This window comes from Escherichia sp. E1V33 (assembly GCF_004211955.1).
Taxonomy (GTDB): Bacteria; Pseudomonadota; Gammaproteobacteria; order Enterobacterales; family Enterobacteriaceae; genus Escherichia.
This window is the reverse complement of record NZ_RHJI01000016.1, coordinates 1-12,058: the sequence shown is the minus strand read 5'-3', so window position 1 is coordinate 12,058 and position 12,058 is coordinate 1. Positions and strand designations below refer to the sequence as shown.

The window sequence follows — 12,058 nt, the reverse complement described above, 5'->3', positions numbered from 1 at the left end:
CTACGGATGGCGCGGGAATTTATAGGCCTGATAAGACGCATTAGCGTCGCATCAGGCAATCTGCGCATGACTGTCGGATGTGGCGCAAACGTCTTGTCCGGCCTACATTTCGCCCGTAGGCAGTCATTAAATAGTTCTGATTACGCGGCTGACAATGTATCAGTCGCGATTCATCTGCACTCGCAACGAGGTTCATCTTATGTCGACTCGTACCCCTTCATCATCTTCATCCCGCCTGATGCTGACCATCGGGCTTTGTTTTTTGGTCGCTCTGATGGAAGGACTGGATCTTCAGGCGGCTGGCATTGCGGCGGGTGGCATCGCCCAGGCTTTCGCACTCGATAAAATGCAAATGGGCTGGATATTCAGCGCCGGAATACTCGGTTTGCTACCCGGCGCGCTGGTTGGCGGAATGCTGGCAGACCGTTATGGGCGTAAGCGAATTTTGATTGGCTCAGTTGCGCTGTTTGGTTTGTTCTCACTGGCAACGGCGATTGCCTGGGATTTCCCCTCACTGGTCTTTGCGCGGCTGATGACCGGTGTCGGGCTGGGGGCGGCGTTGCCGAATCTTATCGCCCTGACGTCTGAAGCCGCGGGTCCACGTTTTCGTGGGACGGCAGTGAGCCTGATGTATTGCGGTGTTCCCATTGGCGCGGCGCTGGCGGCGACGCTGGGTTTCGCGGGGGCAAACTTAGCCTGGCAAACGGTGTTTTGGGTAGGTGGTGTGGTGCCGTTGATTCTGGTGCCGCTATTAATGCGCTGGTTGCCGGAGTCGGCGGTTTTCGCTGGCGAAAAACAGGCTGCGCCACCACTGCGTGCGTTATTTGCGCCAGAAACGGCAACCGCGACGCTGCTGCTGTGGCTGTGTTATTTCTTCACTCTGCTGGTGGTTTACATGTTGATCAACTGGCTACCGCTGCTTTTGGTGGAGCAAGGATTCCAGCCATCGCAGGCGGCAGGGGTGATGTTTGCACTGCAAATGGGTGCGGCGAGCGGGACGTTAATGTTGGGCGCATTGATGGATAAGCTGCGTCCAGTGACCATGTCGCTACTGATTTATAGCGGCATGTTAGCTTCGCTGCTGGCGCTTGGAACGGTGTCGTCATTTAACGGTATGTTGCTGGCGGGATTTGTCGCGGGGTTGTTTGCGACAGGTGGGCAAAGCGTTTTGTATGCCCTGGCAACGTTGTTTTACAGTTCGCAGATCCGCGCAACAGGTGTGGGAACAGCCGTGGCGGTAGGGCGTCTGGGGGCTATGAGCGGTCCGTTACTGGCCGGGAAAATGCTGGCATTAGGCACTGGCACGGTCGGCGTAATGGCCGCTTCTGCACCGGGTATTCTTGTTGCTGGGTTGGCGGTGTTTATTTTGATGAGTCGGAGATCAAGAATGCAGCCGTGTGCCGATGCCTGACGCGCCTTATTAAGCAGGGGCGAAAGGGACTTGCCCCCAATACACCCACGGCGTTTACAGGTATACTCGCTAAAAATTATTCAGCGGGTTTGGAAACAAAGATGGCAAAACTTACCTTACAAGAGCAGTTGCTCAAAGCAGGATTAGTCACCAGCAAAAAAGCGGCGAAGGTCGAGAGAACGGCGAAAAAATCGCGTGTTCAGGCGCGTGAAGCTCGGGCGGCGGTAGAAGAAAATAAAAAGGCACAGCTTGAGCGTGATAAACAGCTTAGCGAACAGCAAAAACAAGCGGCGTTGGCGAAAGAATATAAAGCCCAGGTGAAGCAGCTCATTGAAATGAACCGAATCACCATTGCCAATGGCGATATTGGTTTTAACTTCACTGACGGCAATCTGATTAAGAAGATTTTTGTCGATAAGCTCACACAGGCGCAGTTGATTAATGGTCGTCTGGCGATTGCCCGCTTGTTGGTCGATAACAATAGCGAAGGTGAATACGCCATTATTCCCGCCAGCGTTGCCGATAAAATTGCTCAGCGTGATGCCAGCAGTATTGTGTTGCACAGCGCGCTCAGTGCCGAAGAGCAGGATGAAGACGATCCGTATGCCGACTTCAAAGTGCCTGATGATTTGATGTGGTAAACATAGATAAGTCGTGCGCAAATGCCTGATGCGACGCTATGCGCGTCTTATCATGCCTACGGCCTGCTACGGTTTATGGGCGAAGTGTAGACCGGATAAGGCGTTCACGCCGCATCCGGCAGTCGTGCGCAAATGCCTGATGCGACGCTTTTCGCGTCTTATCAGGCCTACGGTTTATGGGCGAAGTGTAGGCCGGATAAGGTGTTCACGCCGCATCCGGCAGTCGTGCACTATTATCAACGCATATTCAGTTTATTGGCGTGGTAGGCAATATGCTCGCCAATAAAACTGGAGACAAAATAATAGCTGTGGTCGTAACCCTCGTGATAACGGATTAACGTCTTGATATTCGTCTCCTGGCAGATCTTTTCAAGATTTTGAGTCCGCAGCTGTTCCGCGTAAAAATCATCACTCAACCCCTGATCAACCATGATTTCCGCAACGCGTTGACCTTGTGAAATAAGACTCACCGGATCGTAATCCAACCAGGCATCTTTATTTTCACCAAGATATGCGGCAAAGGCTTGCTGTCCCCACGGTACTTGCGATGGGGAGACAATGGGCGAAAACGCCGAGACGCTGACATATTCATCTGGGTTACGTAACGCCAGCACCAGCGCGCCCAGCCCGCCCATAGAATGACCTGAGATAGACTTTCTGGTCGTTGCCGGAAAATGTTGCATCACTAAATCCGGCAGCTCGTTGCGGATATAGTCATACATTTTGTAATGTTCATTCCACGGCGCTTGCGTCGCGTTCAGATAAAATCCGGCACCTTGCCCGAGATCGTAACGGTCGGCATCTGCGACATGACTGCCTCGCGGACTGGTGTCCGGCGCAACAATAATAATGTTGTGCTCAGCCGCGTAACGCTGCATCCCCGATTTAGTAATGAAATTCTGCTCGTTGCAGGTCAGGCCCGAAAGCCAGTACAGCACCGGCAATTTTTCACTTGCGGCTTTAGGTGGGAGATAGACGCCGACATTCATTTCACATTTCAGTGATTGGGAATAATGCCGATACACATTTTGCCAGCCGCCAAAGCTGGCATGTTTTTCAATGAGTTCCATCAGCCATTATCTCATGGTTAATTCCCCGGGCGGCTGCCCGAGGAGAGTATTAAGAACCCCGCCTGAACTGGACGAGGTAAAACCTGCGGGAAATCAGTAACGAATTACGGTTCGAATGGATTTGCCTTCATGCATCAGGTCGAAGGCGTCATTAATTTCATCCAGGCTCATGGTATGCGTGACAAACGGTTCCAGATCGATATCACCTTTCATCGCATCTTCAACCATACCCGGTAACTGGGAACGACCTTTCACGCCGCCAAACGCGGAACCTTTCCATACGCGACCGGTGACCAACTGGAATGGACGGGTGGAGATTTCCTGACCGGAACCTGCTACCCCGATGATCACCGACTGACCCCAGCCACGGTGAGCACTTTCCAGCGCCGCACGCATTACGTTGACGTTACCGATGCATTCAAAGGTATGGTCGATACCCCATTTGTTGATATCCAGCAGGACATCTTTAATCGGTTTGTCGTAGTCATTCGGGTTAATGCAGTCGGTGGCACCGAAGCGACGCGCCAGATCGAATTTCTTCGGGTTAGTGTCGATAGCGATAATCCGTCCCGCCTTCGCCTGACGCGCGCCCTGAACCACTGCCAGACCAATCGCGCCAAGACCAAACACGGCAACAGAATCACCTGGCTGGACTTTAGCGGTGTTATGCACCGCACCAATACCAGTGGTTACGCCACAGCCCAGCAGGCAGACGTGTTCGTGGTTTGCTTCTGGATTAATTTTTGCCAGAGAAACTTCCGCGACCACGGTGTATTCACTGAATGTTGAGCATCCCATGTAGTGATAAAGCGGCTGCCCGTTGTAAGAAAAACGGGTGGTGCCGTCTGGCATCAGGCCTTTACCCTGGGTTTCGCGAACCGCAACACAGAGGTTAGTTTTGCCAGAACGACAGAACTCACACTCGCCGCACTCTGCGGTGTAAAGCGGGATCACATGGTCGCCTGGTTTGACGCTGGTTACGCCTTCACCGACTTCAACGACAACGCCAGCCCCTTCGTGACCGAGAACCACCGGGAATACACCTTCCGGGTCATCGCCGGAGAGGGTAAATGCGTCGGTATGGCAAACGCCGGTATGGGTGACTTTAATCAGCACTTCACCTTTTTTCGGCGGTGCAACGTCAATTTCAACGATTTCTAGCGGTTTACCGGGAGCAAATGCAACGGCAGCACGTGATTTCATCTCTCGCTCTTCCTCAATATGGTAATAGATTCAGCTATTTAAGATAGGCACGAACCAGTTCAATAGTGTCGTCAACGGATTGGCTGACTTCGCGGCTGTAGCAGTCATTTCGGTCAAACGTTTCCCGGATATGGCTTTCAAGCACTTCTGCCATCAGCCCGTTAGCCGCGCCCCGAACGGCGGCTATCTGTTGGAGTATGGCACGGCATTCGGCATCACCCTCCAGTGACCGTTCCAGAGCATCAATCTGCCCCCGAATACGACGAACTCGAGTAAGGACCTTTTTCTTCTCTTCCGGAGTACTGGGCATTTCGCACCTCATCATCTGCACGCAATATACTATAGGGGGGTATGCTATGTGTCAATGCATACCCCCCTATAGTATATAACACTGGAGAATAAAATTTATCCGGCCCCAGTATTTGTAGGCATGATAAGAGGCGTGAGCGCCACATCAGGCGATGTTTGTTAAAAGTAGCAAAATGCGCATATTCGCTAACCATTGCCGATTTTTTTCTAAAAACGCTTTGTTATTAACAAGACGTTTTAATTCCTTTATCAAACTTACCCGCAACGAAATACTGCACCCATAACAAGACAGGGGAGCAGACAATCATGGCAGTTTCATCGCGTAACACACTTCTTGCCGCAATGGCATTCATCGCTTTTCAGGCGCAGGCGGTGAATGTCACCGTTGCGTATCAGACTTCCGCCGAACCGGCGAAAGTGGCTCAGGCTGATAACACCTTTGCCAAAGAGAGCGGGGCGAACGTGGACTGGCGCAAGTTTGACAGCGGAGCCAGCATCGTGCGGGCGCTGGCTTCAGGCGACGTGCAAATCGGCAACCTCGGTTCCAGCCCGTTAGCGGTTGCAGCCAGCCAACAGGTGCCGATTGAAGTCTTCTTGCTGGCGTCAAAATTGGGCAACTCTGAGGCGCTGGTGGTGAAGAAAACCATCAGCAAACCGGAAGACTTGATTGGTAAACGCATCGCCGTGCCGTTTATCTCCACCACCCACTACAGCCTGCTGGCGGCGCTGAAACACTGGGGCATTAAACCAGGGCAAGTAGAGATTGTGAACCTGCAGCCGCCCGCGATTATCGCCGCATGGCAACGGGGAGACATTGATGGTGCTTATGTCTGGGCACCGGCGGTTAACGCGCTGGAAAAAGACGGCAAGGTGCTGACCGATTCTGAACAGGTCGGGCAGTGGGGCGCGCCAACGCTGGACGTTTGGGTAGTACGAAAAGATTTTGCCGAGAAACATCCTGAGGTCGTGAAAGCGTTCGCTAAAAGCGCCATCGATGCTCAGCAACCGTACATTGCTAACCCAGACGTGTGGCTGAAACAGCCGGAAAACATCAGCAAACTGGCGCGTTTAAGCGGCGTACCTGAAGGTGACGTTCCGGGGCTGGTGAAGGGGAATACCTATCTGACGCCGCAGCAACAAACGGCAGAACTGACCGGACCGGTGAACAAAGCGATCATCGACACCGCGCAGTTTTTGAAAGAGCAGGGCAAGGTCCCGGCTGTAGCGAATGATTACAGCCAGTACGTTACCTCGCGCTTCGTGCAATAAAAGGAGGCGCAGATGCTGCAAATCTCTCATCTTTACGCCGATTATGGCGGCAAACCGGCACTGGAAGATATCAACCTGACGCTGGAAAGCGGCGAGCTACTGGTGGTGCTGGGGCCGTCCGGCTGCGGTAAAACCACCCTGCTGAATCTGATTGCCGGTTTTGTGCCTTATCAGCATGGCAGCATTCAACTGGCGGGTAAGCATATTGAGGGACCGGGAGCAGAGCGTGGCGTAGTTTTTCAGAATGAAGGGCTACTACCGTGGCGCAATGTACAGGACAACGTGGCGTTCGGCCTGCAATTGGCAGGTATAGAGAAAATGCAGCGACTGGAAATCGCGCACCAGATGCTGAAAAAAGTGGGGCTGGAAGGCGCAGAAAAACGCTACATCTGGCAGCTTTCCGGTGGTCAACGTCAGCGGGTGGGCATTGCCCGCGCGCTGGCGGCGAATCCCCAGCTGTTATTACTCGACGAACCGTTTGGTGCGCTGGACGCCTTCACCCGCGACCAGATGCAAACCCTGCTGCTGAAACTCTGGCAGGAGACGGGCAAGCAGGTGCTGTTGATTACCCACGATATAGAAGAAGCGGTGTTTATGGCGACTGAACTGGTTCTGCTTTCATCCGGCCCTGGACGTGTGCTGGAGCGGCTGCCGCTCAACTTTGCTCGCCGCTTTGTTGCGGGAGAGTCGAGCCGCAGCATCAAGTCCGATCCACAATTCATCGCCATGCGCGAATATGTTTTAAGCCGCGTATTTGAGCAACGGGAGGCGTTCTCATGAGTGTGCTCATTAATGAAAAACTGCATTCGCGGCGGCTGAAATGGCGCTGGCCGCTCTCGCGTCAGGTGACCTTAAGCATTGGCACGTTAGCGGTTTTACTCACTGTATGGTGGACGGTGGCGGCGCTGCAACTGATTAGCCCGCTGTTTTTGCCGCCACCGCAACAGGTACTGGCAAAACTGCTCACCATTGCCGGACCGCAGGGATTTATGGACGCCACGCTATGGCAGCATCTGGCTGCCAGCCTGACGCGCATTGTGCTGGCGCTACTTGCGGCGGTGTTGATCGGCATTCCAGTTGGGATCGCCATGGGGCTAAGCCCGACGGTGCGCGGTATTCTGGATCCGGTAATCGAACTTTATCGCCCGGTACCGCCGCTGGCCTATTTGCCGCTGATGGTGATCTGGTTTGGTATTGGTGAAACCTCGAAGATTTTACTGATCTATTTAGCGATTTTTGCACCGGTGGCGATGTCGGCGCTGGCGGGGGTGAAAAGCGCGCAGCAGGTTCGCATTCGTGCCGCCCAGTCGCTGGGTGCCAGCCGTGCGCAGGTGCTGTGGTTTGTCATTTTTCCCGGTGCGCTGCCGGAAATCCTCACCGGATTACGCATTGGTCTGGGTGTGGGCTGGTCTACGCTGGTGGCGGCGGAGCTGATTGCCGCAACGCGCGGTTTGGGATTTATGGTTCAGTCAGCGGGTGAATTTCTCGCGACTGACGTGGTGCTGGCGGGGATCGCGGTGATTGCGATTATCGCCTTTCTTTTAGAACTGGGTCTGCGCGCGTTACAGCGCCGTCTGACGCCCTGGCATGGAGAAGTACAATGAGTGAACGTCTGAGCATTACCCCGCTGGGGCCGTATATTGGCGCACATATTTCGGGTGCCGACCTGACGCGCCCGTTAAGCGATAACCAGTTTGAACAGCTTTACCATGCGGTGCTGCGCCATCAGGTGGTGTTTCTGCGCGATCAAGCCATTACGCCGCAGCAGCAACGCGCGCTGGCCCAGCGTTTTGGCGAACTGCATATTCATCCTGTTTACCCGCATGCCGAAGGGGTTGACGAGATCATCGTGCTGGATACCCATAACGATAATCCGCCGGATAACGACAACTGGCATACCGATGTGACATTTATTGAAACGCCACCCGCAGGGGCGATTCTGGCGGCGAAAGAGTTACCCTCGACCGGCGGCGACACGCTCTGGACCAGCGGTATTGCGGCGTATGAGGCACTTTCTGTTCCTTTCCGCCAGCTTTTGAGCGGGCTGCGCGCGGAGCATGATTTCCGTAAATCGTTCCCGGAATACAAGTACCGCAAAACGGAGGAGGAGCATCAACGCTGGCGCGAGGCGGTCGCGAAAAATCCACCGTTGCTCCATCCGGTGGTGCGAACGCATCCGGTGAGCGGTAAACAGGCGCTATTTGTGAACGAAGGTTTTACCACGCGAATTGTCGATGTCAGCGAGAAAGAGAGCGAAGCCTTGTTAGGTTTTTTATTCGCCCATATCACTAAACCGGAGTTTCAGGTGCGTTGGCGCTGGCAACCGAATGATATTGCTATTTGGGATAACCGTGTGACTCAGCACTATGCCAATGCGGATTACCTGCCACAGCGGCGGATTATGCATCGCGCGACGATTCTTGGGGATAAACCGTTTTATCGGGCGGGGTGAAACGAGTGCGGAAGGTCCCCTCGGGCGGCGAAAGAACGATGATTTAGATGATACGAGCGCGGACGGTCCCCTCAAGCGGCGAAAGAACGGTGATATAGATGAAACGAGTGCGGACGGTCCCCTCGCCCCCTTGGGGAGAGGGTTAGGGGGAGTTCACTGTACTTTCAACAGGTTAACTCCCCCCACCGGAAGGCGTAAAAGTATTAACGCAGTATCTTCTTCTCAGCCAAATCCAGCGCAAAGTAGCTGAAAATCAGATCCGCACCTGCACGCTTAATCGAACCTAAGCTTTCGAGCACCACTTTCTCTTCATCTATAGCACCCGCCAGCGCGGCGAACTTAATCATCGCGTACTCACCGCTCACCTGATACGCGCCAATCGGCAATTCAGTACGTTCACGCAGCTCACGCACGATGTCGAGGTACGCTCCAGCAGGTTTAACCATCAGGCAGTCTGCGCCCTGGGCTTCATCCAGCAGTGACTCACGAATCGCCTCACGACGGTTCATTGGGTTCATCTGATAGCTTTTGCGGTCGCCTTTTAATGCGCTTCCGGCAGCTTCACGGAACGGACCATAAAAGGAGGAGGCGAACTTGGTCGAATACGACATAATCGCCGTATCTTTAAAGCCCGCAGCGTCCAGCGCCTGGCGAATCGCCTGCACCTGACCGTCCATCGCGGCGGAAGGGGCGATGAAGTCTGCGCCTGCAGCAGCTGCAACCACGGCTTGCTTGCCTAAATTTTCCAGAGTCGCGTCGTTGTCGACGCCATGCTCGCACAGCACACCGCAGTGACCGTGAGAAGTGTATTCACAGAAGCAGGTGTCTGACATGACGACCATTTCAGGCACGGTCTGCTTACAGATGCGTGACATACGCGCCACCAGACCATCTTCCCGCCAGGCATCACTGCCGGTTTCATCGGTATGGTGAGAGATGCCGAAAGTCATCACGGAACGAATACCAGCATTGGCGATGCGTTCAATTTCGCGTGCCAGATGTTTCTCTGGAATGCGCATCACGCCTGGCATGGCTTCAACGGCTTTGTAGTCGTCAATTTCTTCTTCAACAAAGATCGGCAACACCAGGTCGTTAAGGCTAAGTGTTGTCTCTTCAAACATAGCGCGCAGCGCAGGAGATTTGCGCAGGCGACGAGGGCGTTGGATTAAGTCTGTCATGGTCTGCCTGATGTTTGTGGAATTAAGGTGCACAGTATACCTGAAGCGGGGCAGGAGTGTTTTACGAAAGTTGTCGCGATGTTGACAAGAAGAGAATGAAAGAGAGACCACGACATCTTTGTAATAGAAATAGCAATAATATTATATTCACTGTAAAAATTTTTAATTTTTATTTATAGATGCTGGTTATTATTTTTGCTGATTTGGTTGAACTGCCAAGAATTGAATTGCTTAAAGTTCATTGTTTATTGATACATTATTTATCTGATTTGTTGTTTTGATATTTTCAGGATCTATACTTCAAAATTAATGGTTTCATTAACATGTTGAAATACAGCGTTTTTGTCAACTTCTTCTTTGTGCGTATAGATGTTTTTATATATGTCCACAATCGGACTTAGGGGAAAGAATAATTGAACCATTCCTCTATAACGCCGCATAATCGTAAACGCGAAACATAAGATGTTTTCTATGCATTGATAATTGATGGATCAACTTATTACGTCCCTGAGGAGGGATGACAAATGCACTCCTGGAAAAAGAAACTTGTAGTATCACAATTAGCATTGGCTTGCACTCTGGCTATCACCTCTCAGGCTAATGCAGCGACCAACGATATTTCTGGTCAAACTTACAATACTTTCCATCACTACAACGACGCCACCTATGCTGATGACGTTTACTATGATGGTTATGTAGGCTGGAACAACTATGCCGCTGATAGCTATTACAACGGCGATATCTACCCGGTCATTAATAATGCTACCGTTAACGGCGTGATTTCTACCTACTATCTGGACGACGGTATTTCTACTAATACTAACGCCAATAGTCTGACAATCAGTAACAGCACTATTCACGGTATGATTACCTCTGAGTGCATGACTACTGATTGTGCTGATGACCGTGCTACTGGTTATGTTTATGATCGTCTGACACTGAGCGTTGATAATTCAACGATCGATGACAACTACGAGCATTATACTTACAACGGTACCTATAATAATGCCGCTGACACTCATGTTGTAGATGTTTACGATATGGGTACTGCTATTACACTGGATCAGGAAGTTGATCTGTCCATCACTAATAACTCTCATGTAGCAGGTATTACGCTGACTCAGGGTTATGAGTGGGAAGATATTGACGACAACACAGTCAGCACTGGCGTAAACAGCAGCGAAGTGTTTAATAACACTATTACTGTTAAAGATTCTACTGTGACCTCTGGTTCATGGACTGATGAAGGTACTACTGGTTGGTTTGGCCATACTGGTAATGCCAGCAACTATAGCAACACGCTGACTGCAGACGATGTTGCAATTGCCGCAATCGCAAATCCGTATGCTGATAATGCGATGCAGACTACAGTAACTTTAGACAACTCAACACTGATGGGTGATGTTGTTTTCTCCAGTAATTTCGATGAAAACTTCTTCCCGCAAGGTGCTGACAGCTATCGCGATGCTGATGGTGATGTAGATACCAACGGTTGGGATGGCACAGACCGTATGGATGTGACTCTGAACAACGGCAGCAAGTGGGTTGGCGCTGCAATGTCTGTTCATATGGTTGATGAAGATGGTGATGGTTCTTACGACGGATATGCTGTTGGTACTGAAGCAACTGCAACTCTGCTCGATATTGCAGCTAACAGCCTGTGGCCTTCATCAACTGTCGGTGTTGATAACATCAATACTCAATATGACGAAAATGGCCATATCGTAGGAAACGAAGTTTACCAGAGCGGTTTGTTTAATGTGACTTTGAACGGTGGTTCAGAGTGGGATACAACAAAATCTTCTCTGATTGATACTTTAAGTATTAACAGCGGTTCCCAGGTTAATGTTGCAGACTCTCGTCTGATCTCTGACACTATCTCTCTGACTGGCGGTTCTAACCTGAACATCGGTGAAGACGGTCATGTAGCGACTAATACCCTGACCATCGACAATAGTACCGTTAAAATGTCTGATGATGTTTCTGCGGGCTGGGGTTTAGAAGATGCTGCGCTGTACGCAAATACCATCACCGTAACTAACGACGGTCTGTTGGATGTTAACGTTGATCAGTTCGATGCTAACCCGTTCCAGGCTGATACCCTGAATCTGACCAGTACCACTGATACTAACGGCAATATTCACGCTGGTGTATTCGATATCCATAGCAGTGATTACGTAATGGATACCGATCTGGTCAACGATCGTACCAACGATACTACTCAGGCTAACTACGGTTATGGCGTAATCGCAATGAACTCTGATGGTCACCTGACCATTAACGGTAACGGCGATAACGATAACACTGCTTCTATCGAAGCTGGTCAGAACGAAGTTGATAACAATGGTGACCATGTTGCAGCTGCAACCGGTAACTATAAAGTTCGTATCGACAACGCTACTGGTGCTGGTTCTATCGCTGACTACAACGGCAACGAGCTGATCTACGTTAACGATAAAAACAGCAATGCTACCTTCTCTGCAGCTAACAAAGCTGACCTGGGTGCATATGTAAGTATCCCGCAT

Annotated in this window: 11 protein-coding genes; 7 read left to right on the top strand and 4 right to left on the bottom strand. The window is 51.5% G+C overall.

Going from position 1 to position 12,058, the window contains the following annotated elements; genetic code table 11:
- The first annotated feature begins 199 nt into the window (after positions 1 to 199).
- Together mhpT and D9742_RS15470 are read left to right on the top strand one after the other, a co-directional pair.
- Positions 200 to 1,411, top strand: a complete 1,212-nt coding sequence (gene mhpT / locus D9742_RS15475) for a 3-(3-hydroxy-phenyl)propionate transporter MhpT (protein ID WP_130237497.1) — start codon at positions 200 to 202, stop codon at positions 1,409 to 1,411.
- A 101-nt stretch (positions 1,412 to 1,512) separates the two neighbouring features.
- The gene (locus D9742_RS15470; protein ID WP_001096705.1) at positions 1,513 to 2,052 is read left to right on the top strand and encodes a DUF2058 domain-containing protein; all 540 of its coding nucleotides are present in this window, start codon (positions 1,513 to 1,515) and stop codon (positions 2,050 to 2,052) included.
- A 236-nt stretch (positions 2,053 to 2,288) separates the two neighbouring features.
- Here D9742_RS15470 and fghA read toward each other — a convergent pair whose 3' ends face one another.
- From fghA to frmR, 3 genes are all read right to left on the bottom strand, one after another.
- Positions 2,289 to 3,122 (bottom strand): S-formylglutathione hydrolase, encoded by an 834-nt coding sequence (gene fghA, locus D9742_RS15465; protein ID WP_130237496.1) that lies wholly within the window; start codon positions 3,120 to 3,122, stop codon positions 2,289 to 2,291.
- 93 nt (positions 3,123 to 3,215) lie between these two features.
- The gene (gene frmA / locus D9742_RS15460) at positions 3,216 to 4,325 is read right to left on the bottom strand and encodes an S-(hydroxymethyl)glutathione dehydrogenase (protein ID WP_000842102.1); all 1,110 of its coding nucleotides are present in this window, start codon (positions 4,323 to 4,325) and stop codon (positions 3,216 to 3,218) included.
- A gap of 34 nt (positions 4,326 to 4,359) precedes the next feature.
- Entirely contained in the window at positions 4,360 to 4,635 is a 276-nt protein-coding gene (gene frmR / locus D9742_RS15455; protein ID WP_001141271.1) for a formaldehyde-responsive transcriptional repressor FrmR, read from the bottom strand.
- A 305-nt stretch (positions 4,636 to 4,940) separates the two neighbouring features.
- Between frmR and tauA the strand changes: the two genes are divergently transcribed.
- From tauA to tauD, 4 genes are read left to right on the top strand one after another with little or no spacing between them, the layout of a single operon-like run.
- Positions 4,941 to 5,903, top strand: coding sequence for a taurine ABC transporter substrate-binding protein (gene tauA, locus D9742_RS15450; RefSeq protein WP_130237495.1), 963 nt, complete (start codon positions 4,941 to 4,943; stop codon positions 5,901 to 5,903).
- 12 nt (positions 5,904 to 5,915) lie between these two features.
- A complete protein-coding gene (gene tauB, locus D9742_RS15445) occupies positions 5,916 to 6,683 on the top strand; it encodes a taurine ABC transporter ATP-binding subunit (protein ID WP_089618073.1) in 768 nt (255 codons plus the stop codon).
- Positions 6,680 to 7,507: a taurine ABC transporter permease TauC gene (gene tauC, locus D9742_RS15440; RefSeq protein ID WP_130237494.1), complete on the top strand. Its 828-nt coding sequence runs from the start codon at positions 6,680 to 6,682 to the stop codon at positions 7,505 to 7,507. Before tauB ends, tauC begins: the two co-directional genes overlap by 4 nt.
- The gene (gene tauD, locus D9742_RS15435) at positions 7,504 to 8,355 is read left to right on the top strand and encodes a taurine dioxygenase (protein ID WP_130237493.1); all 852 of its coding nucleotides are present in this window, start codon (positions 7,504 to 7,506) and stop codon (positions 8,353 to 8,355) included. The genes tauC and tauD overlap by 4 nt, the downstream gene beginning before the upstream one ends.
- A gap of 203 nt (positions 8,356 to 8,558) precedes the next feature.
- Here the strand turns inward: tauD and hemB are convergent, their stop codons facing one another.
- Positions 8,559 to 9,533: a porphobilinogen synthase gene (gene hemB, locus D9742_RS15430; protein ID WP_130237492.1), complete on the bottom strand. Its 975-nt coding sequence runs from the start codon at positions 9,531 to 9,533 to the stop codon at positions 8,559 to 8,561.
- A 524-nt stretch (positions 9,534 to 10,057) separates the two neighbouring features.
- Between hemB and ehaB the strand changes: the two genes are divergently transcribed.
- Positions 10,058 to 12,058 (top strand): autotransporter adhesin EhaB (gene ehaB / locus D9742_RS15425; protein ID WP_130237491.1); only part of this gene is annotated, 2,001 nt, incomplete at its 3' end.